The 19,948-nt window shown below is 68.6% G+C and carries 17 protein-coding genes; 9 read left to right on the forward strand and 8 right to left on the reverse strand.

Annotated features, from left to right (window positions below; all coding sequences use genetic code 11):
• Positions 1–264: 264 nt before the first annotated feature.
• The 4 genes from AC3WRN_RS03470 to AC3WRN_RS03485 all read right to left on the reverse strand — a co-directional run bounded on the left by AC3WRN_RS03470 (position 265) and on the right by AC3WRN_RS03485 (position 5,133).
• The gene (locus AC3WRN_RS03470; protein ID WP_492621903.1) at positions 265–606 is read right to left on the reverse strand and encodes an HVO_A0114 family putative DNA-binding protein; all 342 of its coding nucleotides are present in this window, start codon (positions 604–606) and stop codon (positions 265–267) included.
• The gene (locus AC3WRN_RS03475; protein ID WP_492621904.1) at positions 603–890 is read right to left on the reverse strand and encodes a toxin-antitoxin system TumE family protein; all 288 of its coding nucleotides are present in this window, start codon (positions 888–890) and stop codon (positions 603–605) included. Before AC3WRN_RS03475 ends, AC3WRN_RS03470 begins: the two co-directional genes overlap by 4 nt.
• A gap of 407 nt (positions 891–1,297) precedes the next feature.
• Positions 1,298–3,400: a glycosyltransferase gene (locus AC3WRN_RS03480; protein WP_492621905.1), complete on the reverse strand. Its 2,103-nt coding sequence runs from the start codon at positions 3,398–3,400 to the stop codon at positions 1,298–1,300.
• Positions 3,397–5,133, reverse strand: coding sequence for an electron transfer flavoprotein-ubiquinone oxidoreductase (locus tag AC3WRN_RS03485; RefSeq protein WP_492621906.1), 1,737 nt, complete (start codon positions 5,131–5,133; stop codon positions 3,397–3,399). The genes AC3WRN_RS03480 and AC3WRN_RS03485 overlap by 4 nt, the downstream gene beginning before the upstream one ends.
• A 39-nt stretch (positions 5,134–5,172) precedes the next feature.
• On the opposite strand from AC3WRN_RS03485, the gene AC3WRN_RS03490 reads away from it, so the two are divergent.
• The 8 genes from AC3WRN_RS03490 (at position 5,173) to AC3WRN_RS03525 (ending at position 13,869) form a co-directional block, all read left to right on the forward strand.
• On the forward strand, positions 5,173–6,570 hold the full coding sequence (locus tag AC3WRN_RS03490) for an amidase (RefSeq protein WP_492621907.1): 1,398 nt from the start codon (positions 5,173–5,175) through the stop codon (positions 6,568–6,570).
• Between the two features lie 214 nt (positions 6,571–6,784).
• Positions 6,785–7,702: a sulfate adenylyltransferase subunit CysD gene (gene cysD, locus AC3WRN_RS03495; RefSeq protein ID WP_068090854.1), complete on the forward strand. Its 918-nt coding sequence runs from the start codon at positions 6,785–6,787 to the stop codon at positions 7,700–7,702.
• On the forward strand, positions 7,702–9,576 hold the full coding sequence (cysC, locus tag AC3WRN_RS03500) for an adenylyl-sulfate kinase (protein WP_492621908.1): 1,875 nt from the start codon (positions 7,702–7,704) through the stop codon (positions 9,574–9,576). The genes cysD and cysC overlap by 1 nt, the downstream gene beginning before the upstream one ends.
• An 88-nt stretch (positions 9,577–9,664) precedes the next feature.
• Positions 9,665–10,765, forward strand: coding sequence for a glycine cleavage system aminomethyltransferase GcvT (gcvT, locus tag AC3WRN_RS03505; protein WP_492621909.1), 1,101 nt, complete (start codon positions 9,665–9,667; stop codon positions 10,763–10,765).
• A gap of 91 nt (positions 10,766–10,856) precedes the next feature.
• Positions 10,857–11,252 (forward strand): glycine cleavage system protein GcvH, encoded by a 396-nt coding sequence (gene gcvH / locus AC3WRN_RS03510; RefSeq protein WP_068090861.1) that lies wholly within the window; start codon positions 10,857–10,859, stop codon positions 11,250–11,252.
• A gap of 417 nt (positions 11,253–11,669) precedes the next feature.
• On the forward strand, positions 11,670–11,861 hold the full coding sequence (locus AC3WRN_RS03515; RefSeq protein ID WP_492621910.1) for a hypothetical protein: 192 nt from the start codon (positions 11,670–11,672) through the stop codon (positions 11,859–11,861).
• Positions 11,862–11,915: 54 nt separating this feature from the next.
• On the forward strand, positions 11,916–12,440 hold the full coding sequence (gene metJ / locus AC3WRN_RS03520; RefSeq protein ID WP_082823529.1) for a met regulon transcriptional regulator MetJ: 525 nt from the start codon (positions 11,916–11,918) through the stop codon (positions 12,438–12,440).
• Between the two features lie 394 nt (positions 12,441–12,834).
• Positions 12,835–13,869, forward strand: a complete 1,035-nt coding sequence (locus tag AC3WRN_RS03525; protein WP_492621911.1) for an energy transducer TonB — start codon at positions 12,835–12,837, stop codon at positions 13,867–13,869.
• Positions 13,870–13,951: 82 nt separating this feature from the next.
• Here AC3WRN_RS03525 and AC3WRN_RS03530 read toward each other — a convergent pair whose 3' ends face one another.
• Complete coding sequence (locus AC3WRN_RS03530; protein WP_492621912.1) at positions 13,952–15,247, reverse strand: serine hydrolase domain-containing protein; 1,296 nt, start codon at positions 15,245–15,247, stop codon at positions 13,952–13,954.
• Between the two features lie 125 nt (positions 15,248–15,372).
• The gene (locus AC3WRN_RS03535) at positions 15,373–16,962 is read right to left on the reverse strand and encodes a GMC family oxidoreductase (protein WP_492621913.1); all 1,590 of its coding nucleotides are present in this window, start codon (positions 16,960–16,962) and stop codon (positions 15,373–15,375) included.
• A 117-nt stretch (positions 16,963–17,079) separates the two neighbouring features.
• On the opposite strand from AC3WRN_RS03535, the gene AC3WRN_RS03540 reads away from it, so the two are divergent.
• A complete protein-coding gene (locus AC3WRN_RS03540; RefSeq protein WP_492622038.1) occupies positions 17,080–18,342 on the forward strand; it encodes an NTP/NDP exchange transporter in 1,263 nt (420 codons plus the stop codon).
• A 115-nt stretch (positions 18,343–18,457) separates the two neighbouring features.
• Here AC3WRN_RS03540 and AC3WRN_RS03545 read toward each other — a convergent pair whose 3' ends face one another.
• On the reverse strand, positions 18,458–18,886 hold the full coding sequence (locus AC3WRN_RS03545) for a CBS domain-containing protein (RefSeq protein WP_068090874.1): 429 nt from the start codon (positions 18,884–18,886) through the stop codon (positions 18,458–18,460).
• A 95-nt stretch (positions 18,887–18,981) separates the two neighbouring features.
• Positions 18,982–19,920, reverse strand: coding sequence for a glycosyltransferase family 2 protein (locus AC3WRN_RS03550; RefSeq protein WP_492621914.1), 939 nt, complete (start codon positions 19,918–19,920; stop codon positions 18,982–18,984).
• Between the last annotated feature and the right edge of the window lie 28 nt (positions 19,921–19,948).

Raw genomic sequence — 19,948 nt, forward strand, 5'->3', positions numbered from 1 at the left:
CGAATAACCCCATTTTCCCCGTCATTCCTGCGAAAGCAGGACAAGCGCGCAGCGCGCAGAACACCTGCAAGGCGGCCCCGGAGGGGCGAGCGCAGCGAGTCATCCAGTGCCTTTGCTTTTCGATGGCTTGAGGGCACTGGGCCCCAGCTTTCGCTGGGGCGACGGAGGTTATTCGAGACTCCCACTGGTGAGAAATGATCAGAGTTCCGACGCACCGTGATCGCCCGCCGCGCTGCCGGCCGGATCGTCAGAAAACGTGTGTGGCTACGCTGCTTTGCGCAGAGTGAAATCGACATGCACGGCGTCGTAGGGAAACGATACCCCATCGCCCGATCGTTCAAGTACGCCAGCATGGATGAGGGCCGTCACATCGCCATGAACAGCTTTGACATCGCGGCCGACACGGCGGGCCACCTCGCGGATCGCCAGCTCACCTTGACCTGTCATGGCATGCAGGATTTCCCATCGTTTGGCGGTCAGCACTTTCCAGAGCAGTTCAATCGATGTGAACGAAATGAACGTGCCCTGCGCCTCGCCCTGAAAAGCGGCGGCCATTCGCCGCTTGGTTGCCTCAACTGAAGAAACACCGAGCGTCACTGTTTTCATTGCTCTGCCCTCCACGCTTCAACGTCGTTCCAGAAATCGGTTTGCAGCGTGGACAAGTCGATGAAGCGATAGGTTACTTCGTGACCGGCAACATGCTTGTGGTCGCCTTTGCCGGCTTCGTTGTCATATCGCAGTACGCAAACACCTTCAGCAACCAGCACCAAGCTGTACTTGTAGTCATGGTCACTGCCGGGCACTGGCCTGGACACGTGCCAAATGACAGCCTCAATGAACGCTGTTTCCGTCAGGCTTTGGCGCTCGCGGAGCAGCAGTCTGGCTTTCATGTTGGAGAACATACCAACACATACAGGGTGTTGTCAAATGCACCAACACTGAAGCGGACAAGATCATGGGATCGGCCAGCGCACGCGGTTCTGATCACCAACGGGAGCCTCGAATAACCACCGTCATTCCTGCGAAGGCAGGAATTCAGGGAACCTCGAAAAACCTCCCACGAAGCGTCATTCCAGCGAAAGCTGGAATCCAGTGCCCCCGTGCTTCAATGGCTTGGGGCGCTGGATGACTCGCTGCGCTCGCCCCTCCGGGGCCGCCTTGCAGGCGTTCTGCGCGCTGCGCGCTTGTCCAGCATTCGCTGGGATGACGAGCTTGGAGCAGGGTTATTCGAGGTTCCCCAACGGAACACTGATCATGGCGGAGCGGTACGGCTGATCAACCTCGCCGGTACGCGCAGTCAATCCAGCGCGCGATGCAGGGTGGCCGCGGCGGCGGTGGCGGAGAAGTGCTGTTGCACGTTGTCCAGACCATGTTCGGAGAGTTGCCGCCAGACCGTCTCGTCGTGCTGCAGCCGCTGGACGGCGTTGGCGTAGGCGCTGGCGTCGTCGGCCACCAGCACGTTCGTGCCGTCAGTCAATCGCATGCCCTCCACCGCGATGGTGGTAGCGATCACCGGCACGCCGTGGCTCATCGACATGTTGATCTTGCCCTTCACGCCGGCGCCGAAACGCAGCGGCGCCAGCGTGGCGAGGCAGTGGTCCAGCCAGGGCGCCAGTTCGGCCACGCGGCCGTGGAATTCGAGACCCGGCGTGGCCAGCTCGTGTCGCGCCGTGTCCGGCATGTCGCCGAGCACGTGCACGCGGATGTCGGGCAGCGCCTCGCGCAGCTTCGGCAGGATCTCGCCGGCGATCCAGCGGATCGCGTCGCTGTTCGGCGGGTGGCCGTAGCCCCCGATGAAGACCAGGTCGCGGCGCCCCGCGTATGGGTGCCGGCAGCCGTGCACGTCGTGGATGTTGGACAGCAGTTCCACCCGTGCCTGCGGCAACAGCCGCGCCAGCAGCGATTGTTCGTGCGGGCTGACCACGAAGCTGACGTCGGCCTGTTCGATCAGCGCCAGTTCGCTGCGGCGGGCGGCTTCGGCCTGGCGGGCCATGAGGGTGCTGCCGCCGAGTTCGGCGGCGCGCCGTTCGCGCAGGAAGTGCAGGTCCACCGTGTCGAACAGCAGCTTCGCCTGCGGCGCATGCCGGCGCACCAGCCCGGCGTACTGGCCGGCGACGGTGTGACGGCACAGGATCACCGCGTGCAGTTCGCTGCCGTGCTCGCGCAGCCAGCGCGGCAGGTCCGCCACCCACGGCTTGCACAGCACTTCGCAGCCCAGTGCGCCGAGCGCGTCGATCTCCGCCGGGCTGGCGCGGCCGTCGTCAGGCCGGAAGGCGGTGCTCCAGCCCTGCTCGTCGAGCAGGCGCAGGATCGCGCACAGGCGCAGCGAGCCGGAGTCGCGCGCAGGCTCCGGCGCCATCGCGTCCACCACCAGCACGCGGCCGCGCCGGCGCCAGCGGATCGCGCGTTCGAGCGGCGTGCCGGCGGGCGGCTGGGCGGCGAGTTCGGTCGTCCATTTGGCGGCGAACTTCGCCCGGTTGGGCCGCTGGTGGCGCTTCATGCCGCGGTCGAGGTCGGTGCCGGCGCTGATGCCCTCGCAATGGATCACCGTGCTGGCCGGTTCGTAGTACACGCGCAGGCCGAGCCGGCGCACCGCGAACGCCAGGTCGGCATCCTCGTAGTAGGCCGGCGCGTAGCGTGCGTCGAAGCCGCCGACGCGCCGGAACACTTCGCGGCGGATCAGCAGCGAGGCGCCGGAGACGTAGTCGACCTCGCGGCGGCAGCGGAACAGCGGCACGTCGCGCGGTTCGAAGCGGCCGGTGGTCCAGCAGCTGCCGTCGGCAAACACCAGGCCGCCGGCTTCCTGCAGGCGCCCGTCCGGGTAGACCAGCCGGCTGCCGGCGATGCCGCAGTCGGCGCGCTCGGCGAAGCAGTTGAGCAGCGCGTCCAGCCAGCCGGGCGTGACCTGGGTGTCGTTGTTGAGGAACAGCAGGAACTCGCCGCGGGCCGCGGCAGCGCCGGCGTTGCAGCTGCCGATGAAGCCGAGGTTGGCGGCATTGCGCAGCAGGTGCAGGCCGCCGACCTGTGCCAGCGTGGCGGCGCTGGCGTCCGGCGAGGCATCGTCCACCACGATCACCTCGAACGGCGCCTGCGCGCCATGCCGCACCAGCGAGCGCAGGCAGGCGAGGGTATGGGCGAGCTCGCCGTGAACCGGGATGATCACCGACACCTGCGGCCGGTCGCTGAGCGGCAGCGCGAATGGCGCGAACGGTTCGTCCAGCGGCAGCAGCGCCAGGGCCTCGTCCAGCTCGGGGCGCGACTGGAACTCCTGCCGCATGCGCGCCAGCGTGCCGCGCCAGCCGCGCAGCGCGAGGCTGCCGCGCGTGCGCTGCCACAGGTAGCCCAGGCGCTTGAGTCGCCAGTGCAGGTTGCCGATCAGCGGACTGCTCCTGCCACTCAAAGGTTCTGGTAATTCGGCCCGGAGCCGCCTTCCGGCGTGACCCAGGTGATGATTTCGTACGGGTCCTTGATGTCGCAGGTCTTGCAGTGCACGCAGTTGGCGGAATTGATCTGCAGGCGCTTGCCGTGCGGCGCGCTGACGTCTGCGACCATCTCGTAGACGTTGGCGGGGCAGAAGCGGGTGCAGGGGTTGTCGTATTCCTCGACGCACTTGGTGGCGCAGATGTCGGTGTCGGCCACCTTGAGGTGCACGGGCTGGTCTTCGTCGTGCTCGGTGGCGGCGAAGTAGACGCCAGCCAGGCGGTCGCGCGGCGGCAGCGTGCGCTGCACGTAGTCGCGCTTCGGCTCCTCCTGCTGGCCGAGCTTGTGCAGCGAGGACCAGTCGGGCTTGTTCCTCAGCGTCCACGGCGAGAGCCCGCCGGTGGCGGTTTCCCAGGCGGCGTTGAGCATGCCGAACCACAGGCCCTTCTTGAATGCGGGCTTGATGTTGCGCACCTTCTTCAGCTCGGCCATCGCGTCCGAGCCGCGCAGCTTCGCGTCGAAGCCGGCCGGGTCCAGCGCGTTCGCAACCAGGTGTTCGGCGGCGAGCATGCCGCTGCGGATCGCCTGGTGGGTGCCTTTCACCTTCGGCACGTTGAGCAGGCCGGCGGTGTCGCCGATCAGCAGCGCGCCGGGCATCTCGCATTTCGGCAGCGACTGCCAGCCGCCGGTGACGATCGCGCGCGCGCCGGCGGAGAGGATGGTGCCGCCTTCCAGCAGCGGCAGGTTCATCGGGTGGTTCTTCCATTGCTGGAACGCTTCCCACGGCTGGTACTTCGGGTCGCTGTAGTCGAGCCCGCTGACGTAGCCGAGCGCGATGCGGTCCTGGTCCAGGTGGTACATGAAGCTGCCGCCGTAGGTATGCGTATCGGCCGGCCAGCCGAAGCTGTGCACGATCTTGCCGGGGGTGACGCGGCCGGGCGGCAGCTGCCACAGCTCCTTGATGCCGATCGAGTAGCCCTGCGGATCGCTGTCCTTGTCCAGCGCATAGCGCTTGATCAGCTGCTTGGTGAGGCTGCCGCGCGCGCCTTCAGCCAGCACGGTGACCTTGGCCTTGATGTCGATGCCCTGGGTGTAGCCGCTCTTGTGCGTGCCGTCCTTCGCCACGCCCATGTCGCCGATGCGCACGCCGGCGACCGAACCGTCCTCGTCGTAGATGTTGTCGGCAGCGGCGAAGCCGGGGAACACGTCCACGCCCAGCGCCTCGGCCTGCGGCGCCAGCCACGCGCACATCGCGCCCAGCGAAACGATGAAGTTGCCGTGGTTGCGCATGCCCGGCGGCACCACCGGCAGCTTGCGTCCGCCGGTCTTGCTGAGCAGCCAGAACTCGTCCTCGCCGGCCGGCACGCAGATCGGCGGCGGGTTGGCGCGCCAGCCGGGCAGCAGCGCGTCCAGCGGCTGCGGCTCGATCACCGCGCCGGAGAGGATCTGCGCGCCGACGGTCGAGGCTTTCTCGATCACGCACACGCTCACTTCCGGCTTCAGCTGCTTCAGACGGATCGCGAACGACAGGCCGGCCGGACCGGCGCCGACCACGACGACGTCGTATTCCATGGTTTCGCGTTCGCTCATGGCGGATTCCCTGGTGGAGGCGCGGGCGGTTGCCGTGCGTGTGAGTATGGGCCGGATCGCCATTGTCCGTTTTCGGGCGGCGGGCGGCAACGCGTGCTGCGCTACCGCTTGCAATCGATTCATCGGGCGCGGCGATAATCGGGGCAACCCGAGGGAGTGTCCATGAATTCGATGCCGCCGATCGCCGACCTCGACCTGCGCCGTGCCTCGCTGTGCCAGTTGCTGCACTGGCTGGCGGTGGGCCGGGTGCAGCCGCAGGCGCTGGCCGATGTCTACCAGCAGGCGATCGAGCGGATCGATCCCGAACTGCATGCCTACGTCGATCAGCGCTCCGGCCTGCTGCAGGACCAGGCGGAACTGGCCGAACGGCGCCGCCGCGACGGCGTGATCGGTCGGCTGGATGGCATCCCGATCGCGCTGAAGGACAACTTCGACATCGCCGGCTGGCCCACCCGGGCCGGCCTGCCCGGCCGCGGCCGGCCGGTGCAGGAGGACGCCCACGTGGTGGCGCGGCTGCGCGCCTCCGGCGCGATGCTGCTGGGCAAGACCAACATGGACGAGGGCGCGCTGGGCGCGGTCACCGACAATCCGCATTTCGGCGCCACCCACAACCCGTATCGCCACGGCTGCACCGCCGGCGGTTCCTCCGGCGGTGCAGCGGCCGCGGTGGCCGCGGGGCTGGCGGTGGCGGCGGTCGGTTCGGACAGCCTCGGCTCGATCCGCATCCCGGCCAGCTATTGCGGCGTGTACGCGCTGAAGCCCACCCACGGCGAGATTTCCACCCGTGGCATGCTGCCGGCCGCGCGCCGGCTCGACGCGGTGGGCCTGCTGGCGCGCAGCCCCGACGACCTCACCGTGCTGCTGCAGGTGCTGGCCGGCTACGATGCCGACGACGCGCGCTCGCGCCGGCGCCGGGTGGCGTTCGCGCTGCCGGACTGGGAGCCGGGCAACCTGCGCACCGGCCTGCTGCCGGATCTCGCCGCGCTGGGCGTGCAGCCGGACGTGATCGAGGTGTTTGAGGCAGCGCTGGCGAAGCTGCCGCACGCGCTGGGCGAGCTGCGCACGGTCGACTTCGCCGACTGGGATTTCGCCCGTACCCGCCGCGCCGGCCTGCTGCTGATGGAGGCGGAGATGCTCGGCACGTTCGCCGCGGACCTGGCCAGCACCGAGCGCCCGGTCTCGGAGCACTTCCGCCGCTTGCTCGGCTACGCCGCCGGCAAGAGTGCGGCCGACTACGCGCGGGCCGACCGCGTGCTTGACGCGGCCACGCTGAAGATGCGCCGGCTGTTCGCCCAGGTCGACGTGCTGGTGCTGCCCACCACGCCGCAGGGTGCGTTCCCGCTGGACGGCCCGGTGCCGGACAACCAGGGCGACCTCACCAGCTTCGCCAGCCTGGCCGGTTGCCCCGCGGTGAGCCTGCCGATGGGCACGTTGCCGAACGGCATGCCGGTGGGCCTGCAGCTGGTCGGCGCCCGCGGCTCGGACCTGCGCCTGCTGGAACTGGCCGCGGTGTGCGCGGCCACGCTGGACGCGGAACCGGTGTATCCGGCGATCGCCTGAGGGCGCCCCGGCCACTTGCGGCCGCGTTGTCCCGGCGTGCGCCAGGGCGGCGGCAGGGCGCGGCCTTTTCGGCGATCCTGCCGCGGGGCATATGCCGTGCGCGCACGGCCTGTCGCGCCGAGGTTATTTCGGAACCCCGTCGGGGATCGCGTAACATGACCGGATGACCGGCGCGCGATGGCGCGTCCGCGCAAGACCAGCTCGGGTTCCACGCATGAGTACAGACAACGCGCCAACGCATTCGCACCTGGACGATCTCGAGGCGGAAAGCATCCACATCTTCCGCGAGGTGGCGGCCAGCTTCCGCCATCCGGTGATGCTGTATTCGATCGGCAAGGATTCCTCGGTGCTGCTGCACCTGCTGCGCAAGGCGTTCTACCCGGCGAAGCCGCCGCTGCCGCTGCTGCACGTGGACACCACCTGGAAATTCCGCGAGATGATCGCGTTCCGCGACCGGGTGGCGGCGGCCGGCGACGTGCAGGTGCTGGTGCACATCAACGAGGAGGGCGTGCGCCAGGGCATTTCGCCGCTCGTCCACGGCGCCACCGTGCATACCGACGTGATGAAGACCCAGGCGCTGAAGCAGGCGCTGGACCGCTACGGCTTCGACGCGGCCATCGGCGGCGCCCGCCGCGACGAGGAGAAGTCGCGCGCCAAGGAGCGCGTGTTCTCGTTCCGCAACGCGCAGCACCGCTGGGATCCGAAGCGCCAGCGCCCGGAGTTCTGGCACACCTTCAACACGCAGATCCGCCGGGGCGAGAGCGTGCGGGTGTTCCCGCTGTCCAACTGGACCGAGATGGACGTGTGGCTGTACATCCGCCGCGAGAACATCCCGGTGGTGCCGCTGTACTTCGCCAAGCCGCGCCCGGTGGTGGCTCGCGACGGCGCGCTGATCATGGTGGACGACGAACGCCTCGCCCTGCGCGAGGGCGAGACGGTGGAAATGCGCGAGGTGCGCTTCCGCACGCTGGGCTGCTACCCGCTCACCGGCGCGGTGGAATCCGGCGCCGACACGCTGGACAAGATCATCCGGGAAATGGCCGACTCGCGCAGCTCCGAGCGGCAGGGCCGGGTGATCGACCACGACCCCACCGCCTCGATGGAGCGCAAGAAGCAGGAGGGCTATTTCTGATGGGCGCACCGACCACGACCGATGCCGGCAAGGGCCTGCTGCGCTTCATCACCTGCGGCAGCGTGGACGACGGCAAGAGCACCCTGCTCGGCCGCCTGCTGTACGACGCCGGCACGGTGCCGGAGGACCAGCTCGCCGCGCTGGCGCGCGACAGCCGCCGGCTGCATGCCGATGCCGGCGACGCGCTGGACTTCGCCCTGCTCACCGACGGGCTGGACGCCGAACGCGAGCAGGGCATCACCATCGACGTGGCCTACCGCTACTTCCACACCGCGCGGCGCAGCTTCATCGTGGCCGACTGCCCCGGCCACGAGCAGTACACGCGCAACATGGCCACCGGCGCCTCCAACGCGGAACTCGCGGTGGTGCTGGTGGACGCGCGCAAGGGCCTGCTGCCGCAGACCCGCCGGCACACTTATATATGCAGCCTGCTCGGCATCCGCCAGGTGGTGCTGGCGGTGAACAAGATGGACCTGGTCGATGGCGACGAGGCCGTCTACCGCGGGATCAGCGAAGCTTACCGGGCGCTGGCGCAGACGCTGGGCATCGCCAGCGTGGCATGCCTGCCGGTGATCGCACCGGGCGGCGACAACGTGGGCGCGCGCTCCGCGCGCATGCCCTGGTACCGCGGCCCCAGCCTGCTGGAGCTGCTGGAATCGGCCGACGCAGCGCCCGCCCGGGCGACGGATTTCCGCATGCCGGTGCAGTGGGTGAACCGGCCCGACCAGTCGTTCCGCGGCTACGCCGGCACGATCTGCGGCGGCCGCGTGGCGCGCGGCGACGAGGTGGTGGTGCAGCCCGGCGTGCAGCGCGCGCGCATCGAGCGCATCGTCACCGCCGACGGCGACCTGGACAGCGCGGGCGACGGTCAGGCGGTGACGCTGTGCCTGGACCGCGAGCTGGACGCCAGCCGCGGCGACGTGATCGCCGACGCGTTGCGCCCGGCGCCGGTGGCCGACCAGTTCACCTGCCACCTGCTGTGGCTGGGCGACAGCGCGCTGCTGCCCAATCGTGCCTACTGGCTGAAGCTCGGCACGCGCACGGTCAACGCGCGGGTGATGGCGATCAAGCACAAGGTGGACGTGAACAGCCAGGCGCGGCTGGCCGCGCGCCACCTGGAACTCAATGAGGTGGGCTACTGCACGCTCGGCCTGGACGAGGAGGTCGCGTTCGAGGCCTATGCGGACAACCGCACGCTGGGCGGCTTCATCCTGATCGACCGCCAGAGCAACGCCACGGTGGCCTGCGGCATGCTGGACTTCGCGCTGGGCCGCTCGGCCAACGTGCACTGGCAGCATGTCGACATCGACAAGTCCGTGCGCGCCGCCAGCAAGGGGCAGCAGCCGCTGTGCTTGTGGTTCACCGGCCTGTCCGGCGCCGGCAAGTCCACCATCGCCAACCTGGTCGAGCGGCGCCTGCATGCGCTGGGCTGCCACACTTACCTGCTCGACGGCGACAACGTGCGCCACGGCATCAACCGCGACCTGGGCTTCACCCCGGAGGATCGCGTGGAGAACATCCGCCGCATCGCCGAGGTGGCGCACCTGATGGTGGACGCCGGGCTGATCGTGCTGGTCAGCGTGATCTCGCCGTACCGCAGCGAGCGGCAGTCGGCGCGCGAGCTGTTTGCCGCCGCGGAGTTCATGGAGGTGTTCGTCGACACGCCGCTGGAGGAATGCGAACGGCGCGACCCCAAGGGCCTCTACCGCAAGGCGCGCGCGGGCGCGATCCGCAACTTCACCGGCATCGACGCGCCGTACGAGCGCCCCGAGGCGCCGGACATCCACCTGGCGGGCGCGGGGCGGTCGGAGGAGCTGGCCGAACAGGTGGTGGCGCGCATCGTGGCCACGTTCGACGGCAGCGCGGACGGCTGACGCGCCGCGGCCAACGGCCGCGCACCGCTTGGATTGCTCGGGGCCGGCGGCGATAATGCGGGACTTCCCCCGCCAGGCGACCTCCGCGATGACCGAGAAAACCGTACTCAACGCCACCCACCGCGCGCTCGGGGCGCGCATGGTCGACTTCGGCGGCTGGGACATGCCGATCAACTACGGCTCGCAGATCGAGGAGCATCACGCGGTGCGCCGCGACGCCGGCATGTTCGACGTCTCGCACATGACCGTGATCGACCTGCACGGCGCGCGCACGAGGGACTTCCTGCGCCACCTGCTGGCCAACAGCGTGGACAAGCTCAAGGCGCACGGCAAGGCGCTGTACTCGTGCATGCTGAACGGGCAGGGCGGGGTGATCGACGACCTCATCGTGTACTTCCTCGGCGACGAGTTCTACCGGCTGGTGGTGAACGCCGCCACCCGCGCCAAGGACCTGGCCTGGATCGAGCAGCAGGCCAAGGCCTTCGACGTGCAGGTGAAGGAGCGCCCCGAGTTCGCGATGATCGCGGTGCAGGGCCCCAACGCCCGCGCGAAGGTGCTGGGCCTGCTGCACGAGGTGGACCGCCCGCGCATCGAGAAGCTGGGCAAGTTCGCCGCCGCCGCCGCGCAGGGGCCGCACGGCATGCCGCTGTTCGTGGCGCGCACCGGCTACACCGGTGAGGACGGTTTCGAGATCATCGTGCCGGCCGAGCACGCCGTGGCGCTGTGGGAAGCGCTGGCCGCCGCCGGCGTGAAGCCGGCCGGCCTCGGCGCGCGCGACACGTTGCGGCTGGAAGCCGGCATGAACCTCTACGGCCAGGACATGGACGAGGGCGTGTCGCCGTGGGAGGCCAACCTCGGCTGGACCATCGCGCTGGACGAGGGCCGCGATTTCGTCGGCCGCAAGGTGCTGGAGGCGCAGAAGGCCGCCGGCGTGAAGCGCGTGATGGTGGGCCTGGTGCTGGACGAGAAGGGCGTGCTGCGCCACGGCCAGAAGGTGCTCACCTCGAACGGCGATGGCGAGATCCTTTCCGGCAGCTTCGCGCCGACCCTCGACAAGGCGGTGGCGTTCGCGCGCATCCCCGTGGGCGAGCCGGGCGCGATCCGCGTGGACATCCGCGGCCGCGAGGTGCCGGTGCGCCTGGTGAAATACCCGTTCGTGCGCGACGGCAAGCCCTGCGAAGGGATCTGAGCGGCGCCCCGCGCGACACGTTTTTCCGACGGCGGATGTGGCTAGAATCTCCGCCTGTAACCCGACCCAACCCAACGACTGGACCCCGATCATGAGCGAGATTCCCGGCGATCTGAAATTCCTCAAATCCCACGAGTGGGCCCGCGCCGAAGACGACGGCCTGGTCCGGGTGGGCATCTCCGACCACGCGCAGGACCAGCTGGGCGACCTGGTCTACGTGGAGCTGCCGGAAATCGGCTCCGCCGTGAAGGCCGGCGTCGGCGCGGCCGTGGTCGAGTCGGTGAAGGCCGCCTCGGACATCTACTCGCCGGTGTCCGGCGAAGTCGTCGCGGTCAACGAACTGCTCAACGACAAGCCCGAGACCATCAACGAGGACGCCTTCGGCGAAGGCTGGATCTTCCTGGTGCGCCCCAGCGACCGCGCCGAGCTCGACGAGCTGCTCGACGCGAACGAGTACGGGGAACTGGTCGAGAACGAAGACCACTGAGCCACCGCCCTCCCGCGTGACCCCGCCGGCCGCCATGTGCGGCCGGCGTCGTTTTCGGCGACGACGCCATCGCCGCGCTTCCGGCGGATGCCGAGCGCGCGAAACGAATTCCTTCCCGCGCACGGCGATGCCATCGCCTCGATGTCCGGGGGTGCGCGCGGACCTTCGTCGATGCACATATGGCCGTCGCGTCGCGGCGAATCGGAGCGCGAGCCGTGCCGGACCGGTGCCGTCGCCCGCCGCCCGAGGTGTCGTCGGCGAGGGTTCCGCCCCCGGCGGCAGATTTTTTTTGCCGTGCCTGGATGCCGTTCCAGGCGCCTCCAGTCGCGTTCCGTTCATCTGTGGAATGCGGTCGGATACCCCGTGGCGCGCCTCGTTTTGCGAACGTGTCCCGCAGCGCGCTTTTTGAAGCGAAACATGGCGAATGCCCGAAAAGCATTGCGCTGCAAGGGTTTCAAGGGCATGCCTTGTTTTATGGATGATTATGTTTGGACGTATAGACGTCCAAAAATAATGTCGGCGCATTACCCCGAAAGCCTTGCCGGACCGGGTTTTCGACCTGCCCTGGGTGGGCTGGAGCGGATTGATTTCATGGCTGAAATCAATTGACAGCCGAAATCTTCGGGGATAGCTTTCGCAACAGATCACGGGGAATGTGTTTTTATGGCGACAACGAAATTCATCAAGCCGTATGTCGAGCACGGTGAAAAGGCCAATGCAGTACGCAAGATCACCGTCTCGATTCCGTTGCATGTGCTGCGGCGACTTTCTGATTTACGTACCCACCGCCAGGTGAACAATCTTCGGCACGCTACCAACAGCGACTTGTTGGTCGAAGCGTTCCTGCACGCTTTTACTGGGCAACCACTGCCAACTGATGAGGAGCTAAGACGAACCATGGCCACTGCCAAGAAATCCGCTGCAAAGAAACCGGCCGCCAAGAAGGCCGCCGCCAAGAAACCCGCCGTGAAGAAGGCCGCCGCGAAGAAGCCGGTTGCCAAGAAGCCGGCCGCCAAGAAGGCTGCGAGGAAGGTTGCCAAGAAGCCGGCCGCCAAGAAGGCTGCTGCCAAGAAGCCGGCGGCCGCCAAGAAGGCTGCCGTGAAGAAGGTTGCGAAGAAGGCTGCTGCGAAGAAGGCTGCACCGGCCAAGGTGGTGAAAGCCACCCGGACCGCGAAAGCGAAGAAGTAAGCCACACGCGTCACCATACAATTAGACAAGTTATCGACTTCTCTCCCCGCGGTGCCCAGCGCGGGGAGAGCACTTCGAGAAGCCTTCGTCCCGGCCTGGCCGGGACGCTTCGTTTCAGGGGCGCGGAAACCGGCGCCGGGCGCGTGCCGTGCACTATCCATCGACGCGGTGTCGAGCCCTCGCGCCACTGTTCCGCCGCGATCCGCGGCTGCCGGGCGCCGCGATCGCATAGAGCAAATCGCCGCCCGGTGTCGTGAACTCCCGCGTCATTTGCCGTGCCGGGATATTGGAGTTACCTTTCTCCCATCCGCGCCGCGGCGAATCAGGGGATTCGCCGCTCCTGGATCGACAGGGGGAAAAAGCGCGGGTATCTGTCGACACTCAGCGAGAGACCATGGATACCCGATACACACTCAACGCGCGCCGGTATGCGCGCGGGGCTGCCAAGCCCATGCTCATTGCCATCATCTCCATTTTTGTCCTGCTCGCCGTAGGCGCCTGGTTCCTGATCATCAAGCCGCACCAGGAGCTGATCATGGCCGAGTCGGGCGGTCATCCGTCGACGCCGGTGTCCACCGCGACGCGGGCGGCGGCTGCTGCGCCGGCCAACGTGGCGGGGATGGACATCGACCAGCTGCTGGCCGAGGCCCGCACCGCCATGAACGAGCAGCGCTACCTCGCACCGGCCGGCAACAACGCGTTCGAGTTCTACCTGCGCGTGCTGCAGAAGGAGCCCGGCAACAAGGTGGCGTCCGACGCGCTGCGCGAGACCTTCCCGTTCGCCGCCACCTCGGCCGAGCAGTCGATCAACTCGCGCGATTTCAACGAGGCGCAGCGCCAGATCGACCTGCTGGCCAAGGCCGACCCGGCCAACTTCACGCTGACCATCCTGCGTTCCAAGCTGGATGCCCAGCGCAAGACGGTGGACAAGCAGCAGGAGCAGGAGAAGGCGGCGGCCCAGCTGGCCGCGCAGAAGGCCGCGGCCGAAAAACAGGCGGCGGAGCAATTGGCCGAGCAGCAGAAGGCGCAGCTGGCGGCGCAGCAGAAGGCGGAAGCGTCCCGTGCCGCGCAGCCCTCGCGTCAGGCAGCGGCCGGTCAGTCGGCGACGGCGGCGGCGGACGGCAGCAGCGTAGCCGGCAGCGAAGGCGGCGAGTCCGCGCAGACCAACGCGGCCGTGCTGGTGAAGGGGGCCAGCGCGCGTTACCCCACCGCGGCCATGCGCGCGCGCCAGGAAGGCTGGGTGGTGGTGTCGTTCACGGTGGATGCCGACGGCAAGACCAGCGACGTCAAGGTGGTCGAATCGCAGCCGCGCCACGTCTTCGACCGCGCCGCCATGGACGCGGTGGAGCGCTATCAGTTCACTCCGGCCATGCGGAACGGCGTGGCCGTCTCCAGCACCAAGCAGCAGCGGATCGAGTTCAAGCTCTGATCGTGCCGCGGTTGTCATGACGAGGGCGGCGGGTGCCCGGCACGCGCCGCCTTCGTCTTGTCCGGAGCCTGCCGAGCGTGGCTCAGCGACGGCGTGATGGGCGATGCGGCCGCCGCGATCCGGGCTTCGGCCTGGCCGCCGCCGGCTTGGCGTTGCTTTCGACGCCGGCCCAGTCCACGTGGGGCAACCCAAGCAATGCGTCGAACACCATCGGCATCAGCCCGCTGGGCATCGGCCCGGTGGAGTTCCACAGGGTGACCACGCCGGTGCGGTACTTCGGGAAGAACCCGATCATGGTGCGATAGCCGGCCACGGCGCCGGCATGGTAGATCAGGGTCTCGCCGCCGTACTTGTAGACCCGCCAGCCGAGCGCGTAGTGCGCGGCGGTCAGGCGTTCGCTGCGCCAGGGGGTGGCGTGCAGCTCGCTGGGGGTGGCGACGCCGGGGCTGTGCAGCACGTCGAGCAAGGAGCCGGGCAGCACATCCTGGCGCCCCCCCATCTGCGCGATCAGCCATTTCTCCATGTCGCGCAGGCTGGCGTTGACGCCGGCCGCCGGGGCGACCCGGTAGTAGGTTTCGCTCGGCTCGAACGGCACCCAGCCGCCGCTGGTGGGGCGGTGCGGGCGCGCCCAGCTCTTGCTGGATTCCAGCGCGGCGCGGCCGTAGCTGGCGGTGGTCATGCCCAGCGGGTAGAAGATGCGCTTGTCGACCTGGCGGTAGAAGAAGTCGCCGGTGCGCGCCAGCACCACGTCGCCGATCATGCTGAAGGCGACGTTCTGGTAGCCGTAGCACTGGCCCACGCCGCAGACCATGCTGACCTCGTCCAGCTTGCGCACCAGTTCCTCGTACGGCGCGTCGCCCTCGAGCATGTTGTCGTAGGTGTTGCGCGGCAGGCCCAGGCGCTGGCCGAGGATGTCGGCGACGGTGGCCTGCGAGGCCGCCTGCATGTCCTTGAGCTTGAAGTACGGCAGCACGTCGACCAGCCTGGTATCCCAGCCCAGCTTGCCGTCGTCGACCAGCAGCCCGGTGACGGCGGTGGCGAACGCCTTCGACAGCGAGGCGAGCCGGAACACGGTCTCCGGGGTGATCGGCTGCCTGGTGACCGTATTGGCGTAACCGAGGGTGTGTTCGAACACGACCTTGTCGTCGACCACCACGGCCGTGGCCAGCCCGGCGACGGCGTGGCGCTCGGCGAGGCGATCCAGCCAATGCTGGTAGTCGGCGAGCGCCTGCTTGACGCGCGCCGGCGGCAGCTTCTGCGTTGCGTTGTCGGCGGCCGGCGCAGTGCTCGGCGTGGTGTGCGGGGTGGTGGCGAAAACCGGCGTGCAGGCCAGCCCCAGCGCACCCGCGATCAGCAGGAAGGTCGTTCGAAACTGCATGGTGTTTGACGTGATTCCGGCGTGGGAGTCGCCTCAGGGCGGGAACTCGACGATGGGTCTGATCGTTCCCTCGATCGTGGTCCCCCTGATTGTCTTGTACTTCGTGGCGATCTACAACGGATGGATTAGCTCGCGCCGAGGATCAGCGCACTGGCCCGCTCGGCGATCATGATCGTGGGCGCGTTGGTGTTGCCGCTGGGCAAGGCAGGCATCACCGAGGCATCGACCACGCGCAGGCGCTCCACGCCGCGCACGCGCAGCTCGCTGTCGACCACCGCGCGATCGTCCTTGCCCATGCGGCAGGTGCCGGCCGGGTGGTAGATGGTTTCCGCCTTGCGCCGGATGAAGTCGACGTATTCCGCATCGCTGGCGATGCGCCGCTCGGGGAACACCGGCGCGCCGCGGTAGGGCGCGAACGCGGCCTGGTCGAGGATCGCGCGCGACAGCCGCGCCGCCTCGATCATCATCTTCAGGTCGTGGCCTTCCTCGTCGCCCAGGTAGTTGGCGTGGATCGCGATCGGTTGCGCCGGATCGGCCGAGTGCAGGCGCAGCCGGCCGCGGCTGCGCGGATGCAGGTGGCAGGCGTGCAGGGTGTAGCCGTAGCCGGGCAGGCGATGGCGGCCGTGGTCGTCGAGCAGCGCGGGCACGAAGTGGAACTGCAGGTCGCAGCGCGCATCGGCGGCGTGGCGGCTGCGCACGAAGCCGCCGGCCTCGGCCACGTTGGAACTGCCCGGCCCGTCGCGGTGGCGCAGCCAGCGCCAGCTGGCGGACAGTTCGTTGAGGTGGTCGTAGCTGACGCGGCTCGGGTTGCCGTCCAGCGTGCAGATGTCCAGGTGGTCCTGCAGGTTGCCGCCGACGTCGGGCAGGTCGGCGACCACCGCGATGCCGTGTTCGCGCAGGTGGTCGGCCGGGCCGAGCCCGGACAGCATCAGCAGTTGCGGCGAATTGATCGCGCCTCCGGCGAGGATCACCTCGCCCGCCTCGATCCGCTCGGCGCCCTGCCGGCCGTGGCGCAGCTGCACGCCGATCGCGCGGCCACGCTCGATCAGCACGCGCTCGACCAGCGCATGCGTGCGCACGTGCAGGTTCGCGCGCCGGCGCACCGGCTTCAGGAACGCGGTGGCCGACGAGCAGCGCGCACCGTCGCGCTGGGTCACCTGGTACAGCCCGAAGCCGGCCTGCTGTTCGCCGTTGAAGTCGCCGTTGCGCGGGAAGCCGGCGCTCGCGGCCGCGTCGACCAGCGCTTCCGACAGCACGTTGTGATGGCGCAGGTCGGCAACGCCGAGCGGGCCGTCGGCACCGTGCAGCGCGCTGGCGCCGCGGCTGTTGTCCTCGCTGCGCAGGAACCACGGCAGCACCTCGCGCCACGACCAGCGCGGGTCGCCGCTGGCTTCGGCCCAGCGGTCGTAGTCGGCCGCCACGCCGCGGATGTAGCACATCGCGTTGATCGCGCTGGAGCCGCCCAGGGTCTTGCCGCGCGGCCACCACAGGCGGCGCTGGTTGAGTGCGGGCTCCGCTTCGGTGCGGTAGTTCCAGTTGAGCGCGCGGTTGTTGGCCAGCCGCGCGATGCCGGCGGGCATGTGGATCAGCGGGTTCCAGTCCGCGGGACCGGCTTCCAGCAACAGCACGCGCTTGCCGGGATCGGCGCTGAGCCGGTTGGCCAGCACGCAACCGGCCGAACCGGCGCCGACGATGACGTAGTCGTAGCTGTCCAAGGCGTTCTCCGCGCTTGACTGGATCGGTGTAGCTGCGTGCTAGGCTTGCCGCGCCCCACGCTGGACGTGCCCGTGAGTTTGCCCCGCCAAGCCGTTGTGGAACAAGCCGCCGCGCCGATGCTGTCCGCGCTGGCGTTCTTCTTCGTGATGACCTCGTACTACATCATCCGGCCGGTCGGGAATCAGCTGAGCGGTGCAGTGGGCTCGCAGTCGCTGCCGCTGTTCTACGGCGCGGTGTTCGTGGTGATGCTGCTGCTGACGCCGGTGTTCGGCCTGTTGGTGGCGCGCTTTCCGCGCCGGCAGTTGCTTGGCTGGAGCTACAGCTTCTTCATCCTGTGCCTGCTCGCGTTCGTACCCGCGTTCATGGCGCAGGAGCGCATCGGCGCGCGCGAGCTGGGCGTGGTGTTCTTCGTCTGGATCAGCGTGTTCAACCTGTTCGTGGTGTCGCTGTTCTGGAGCTTCATGGCCGACATCTTCAATAGCGGCAACGCGCGCCAGGTGTTTTCGCTGATCGCGCTCGGCGGCATGGCGGGCGCGATCTTCGGGCCTTTGGTGACGAAGTTGCTGGTGCGGGTGATCGGCGTGGCGCCGCTGCTGCTGGTTTCGGCGCTGGCGTTGTCGCTGTCGCTGGCGTTGTTGCTGCGGCTTTCATCGGACCACAACCGGCGATCGGGCAACCGGGGCGAGGAGGCGGTCGGCGGCTCGCTGTGGGCTGGCGTCAAGGAGCTGTGGTCGCGCCCGTTCCTGCGCTACATGGCGCTGCTGATGCTGTTCGGCGACGGCATCGGCACGCTGGCCTATGCGCTGGTGGCCGACTACGCCAAGGCGCATTTCGCCGATGCGGTGGCGCGCACCGCGTTCTACAACGACCTCGACCTGGCCACCAACCTGCTCGGCGCGGTCATGCAGCTGAGCCTGACCCGCTGGCTGCTGGTTCGCCACGGCGCCGGCTGGGGCCTGCTGCTGCCGGCGCTGGTGAACGTGGCCTTGTTGGCCGGCGTGGCCCTGATCGGCGGCGGTAACCTGGTGCTGCTCGGTCATGCCGTGCCGCTGCTGGCGGTGATGAGCGTGGTCACGCGCGGCTTCGCCTACGGCATGACCAAGCCGGCGGTGGACGCGCTGTACACGCGGGTGCCGCGCGAGACGCGCTACAAGGGCAAGAACTTCGTGGAGACCGCGGTGTGGCGCTTCGGCGACCTGGTGGTGACCAGCGCGGTGAGCGGTTTGCGCATGCTGGGCTGGGGCCTCGGCGGGCTGGCCCTGGCGGGCGCCGGCGTCGCCGCGCTGGCGACGGTGGTGGCCCGGCGCGCCGGCTGGTCGCCCGATCTGGCGCCTGACGAACACGCGCCCGTGGACGAGGGCGCGAAAGCATCGGTTTGAGTCGATGCTTTCCCGAATCCTGAATGACTCGCCGCGTCCGCGGCTCGCCCTGCGGGCCATCGGCTTCGCCGATGTTCGCTCCGGCATCCTGCCTGCGCGAGCCGAATCCCGAATCTCAGCTCGTGATATAGCGCTGCAGGTGCTCGATCTGTTCGGCCTGCGCGTCGATCACCGCCTTGACCAGGTCGCCGATCGAGATCACCCCCACCACCTTGCCGTCCTGCACCACCGGCAGGTGGCGGATGCGGCTGTCGGTGCACAGGCGCATGCAGTCGAACACGTCGGTGTCCGGCCCGACGGTCAGCGGCGTGCCGCTCATGATGTCCGATACGGCAGTCTGCGACGAGGAACGTCCCTGCAGGATCACCTTGCGCGCGTAGTCGCGTTCGGAGATCACGCCGACCAGTTGCTCGCCCCGCATCACCAGCAAGGCGCCGATCCGATGCTCGGCCATGTGCTTGATCGCCTCGAGCACCGGTGCCTCCGGAGCGATGCGGTAGATCGCGTTGCCTTTGCCTTGCAGCAGATGCTTGACCTGGCTCATGCGGGGGTCTCCCATCGGCCCGGACGGGCCGCCCGGAACGAGTCTAGCGCCGCTGCCGGGCTGGCGTGTAGCGAAGTTGTGAAGCCCCGCCGCGTTCAGCGCGGCGTGCGCGGCTGGCGCCGCTCCTCGATGAAATACAGCGGCCGCTGCTTGCTCTCGGCGTAGTTGCGGCCGAGGTATTCGCCGATCACGCCGAGCGCCAGCAACTGCACGCCGCCGAGGAACAGGACCACCAGGATCAGGGTGGGGTAGCCGCGTACCGGATCGCCGTAGAGCAGGGCCTTGACCAGCACGAAGGCGCCGTAGGCGAAGGACACCCAGGCCGCGGCCAGCCCGACCCAGGTGGCCAGCCGCAGCGGCGCGGTGGAGAACGAGGTGATCCCCTCGATCGCGAGTTGGCCCAGCCGCCAGTAGTTCCACTTGGTGGTGCCGGCCTGGCGCGGCTCGCGCAGGTAGTGCACGGCGGTCTGCCGGTAGCCGATCCAGCTGAACAGGCCTTTCATGAAGCGCTGGCGTTCGCGCAACTGCTGCAGCGCGTCCAGCGCGCGGCGCGAGAGCAGGCGGAAATCGCCGGTGTCGCGCGGGATCGTGGTGTCGGACAGGCGCTCCATGCTGCGGTAGAACGCCGCCGCGGTGAGGCGCTTGAAGCCGCTCTCGCCCTCGCGCGCGCTGCGCGTGGCGTAGACCACGTCGTAGCCGGCCCGCCATTGCTCGACCAGGGCGGGAATCAGTTCGGGCGGATCCTGCAGATCGGCATCGATCACCACGGCGGCATCGGCGAGCACGGCGTCGAGTCCGGCGGTCAGCGCCGCCTCCTTGCCGAAATTGCGCGACAGCTTCAGCGCGCCCGTGCGCGGGTCGGCGGCGACCAGCGACTCGATGATGGTCCAGGTGTCGTCATGGCTGCCGTCGTCGACGTAGAGCACGTCGCACGCCAGCGGCAGGCCATCCAGCACCTTGCGCAGGCGCTCGTGGAACGACCGCAGCACGGCCGATTCGTTGTAGGCGGGAACGACGACGGTGAGCTGCGGCATGGGTGGAACCTGCGGAAGTCGGCTTCAT

It is taken from the genome of Rhodanobacter sp. FW101-FHT13A11 (assembly GCF_058790335.1).

Coding starts and splice junctions, on each gene's coding strand:
- AC3WRN_RS03470 (WP_492621903.1), bottom strand. CDS start 606: ATGAAAACAGTGACGCTCGGTGTTTCTTCAGTTGAGGCAACCAAGCGG.
- AC3WRN_RS03475 (WP_492621904.1), bottom strand. CDS start 890: ATGAAAGCCAGACTGCTGCTCCGCGAGCGCCAAAGCCTGACGGAAACA.
- AC3WRN_RS03485 (WP_492621906.1), bottom strand. CDS start 5,133: ATGAATCGATTGCAAGCGGTAGCGCAGCACGCGTTGCCGCCCGCCGCC.
- AC3WRN_RS03490 (WP_492621907.1), top strand. CDS start 5,173: ATGAATTCGATGCCGCCGATCGCCGACCTCGACCTGCGCCGTGCCTCG.
- cysD (WP_068090854.1), top strand. CDS start 6,785: ATGAGTACAGACAACGCGCCAACGCATTCGCACCTGGACGATCTCGAG.
- cysC (WP_492621908.1), top strand. CDS start 7,702: ATGGGCGCACCGACCACGACCGATGCCGGCAAGGGCCTGCTGCGCTTC.
- gcvT (WP_492621909.1), top strand. CDS start 9,665: ATGACCGAGAAAACCGTACTCAACGCCACCCACCGCGCGCTCGGGGCG.
- gcvH (WP_068090861.1), top strand. CDS start 10,857: ATGAGCGAGATTCCCGGCGATCTGAAATTCCTCAAATCCCACGAGTGG.
- AC3WRN_RS03515 (WP_492621910.1), top strand. CDS start 11,670: ATGGCGAATGCCCGAAAAGCATTGCGCTGCAAGGGTTTCAAGGGCATG.
- metJ (WP_082823529.1), top strand. CDS start 11,916: ATGGCGACAACGAAATTCATCAAGCCGTATGTCGAGCACGGTGAAAAG.
- AC3WRN_RS03525 (WP_492621911.1), top strand. CDS start 12,835: ATGGATACCCGATACACACTCAACGCGCGCCGGTATGCGCGCGGGGCT.
- AC3WRN_RS03530 (WP_492621912.1), bottom strand. CDS start 15,247: ATGCAGTTTCGAACGACCTTCCTGCTGATCGCGGGTGCGCTGGGGCTG.
- AC3WRN_RS03540 (WP_492622038.1), top strand. CDS start 17,080: ATGCTGTCCGCGCTGGCGTTCTTCTTCGTGATGACCTCGTACTACATC.
- AC3WRN_RS03545 (WP_068090874.1), bottom strand. CDS start 18,886: ATGAGCCAGGTCAAGCATCTGCTGCAAGGCAAAGGCAACGCGATCTAC.
- AC3WRN_RS03550 (WP_492621914.1), bottom strand. CDS start 19,920: ATGCCGCAGCTCACCGTCGTCGTTCCCGCCTACAACGAATCGGCCGTG.